Here is a 767-nt window from a genome sequence, read left to right on the forward strand (position 1 = left end):
TACCTGAACAAGCGCTACCGCTGCATTCTGACCAACATTGAGGAGCGAACCCTGCTCGACCTGCTGGCCACCCGCCGCCAGGACGTGGTGACCAACTACCTGATGAAGCTGAAAGACCGGCAGAAGGTCGAGATCGTCAGCATGGACATGTGGAACCCCTACCGGGCAGCGGTCAAGGCTGTGCTGTCCCAGGCCCGTATCGTGGTCGATAAGTTCCATGTGGTGCGCATGGCCAACGATGCCCTAGAGAGAGTGCGCAAGGACCTCAGAAAGGAGCTGAAACCGTCCCAGAGCCGGACTCTCAAGGGAGACCGGAAAATCCTGCTGAAACGCGCTCACGAAGTCTCAGACCGGGAGCGCCTCATCATGGAGACCTGGACAGGCGCGTTCCCGCAACTGCTGGCCGCCTACGAGCACAAGGAGCGCTTCTACGGCATCTGGGACGCCACCACACGGCTCCAGGCAGAAGCCGCCCTGGACGAGTGGATAGCCACCATCCCGAAGGGCCAAAAGGAAGTCTGGAGCGATCTGGTCAGGGCAGTGGGCAACTGGCGCGAAGAGACCATGACCTACTTCGAGACGGACATGCCCGTCACCAACGCTTACACGGAGTCCATCAACCGACTGGCCAAGGACAAGAACCGTGAAGGGCGCGGTTACTCCTTCGAGGTGATGCGGGCACGAATGCTCTACACCACGAAGCACAAGAAGAAGGCACCGACTGCGAAGGTCTCTCCTTTCTACAAGAAAACCATCGGTTACGGACT

General features: G+C 59.3%; 1 pseudogene. It reads left to right on the forward strand.

The window, feature by feature from the left end:
• Positions 1–767, forward strand: a pseudogene (locus AAY72_RS05230) (ISL3-like element ISPst2 family transposase); the annotation flags it as partial.

This window comes from Alishewanella sp. WH16-1 (assembly GCF_001441695.1).
In the GTDB taxonomy this organism is placed as follows: domain Bacteria; phylum Pseudomonadota; class Gammaproteobacteria; order Enterobacterales; family Alteromonadaceae; genus Alishewanella; species Alishewanella agri.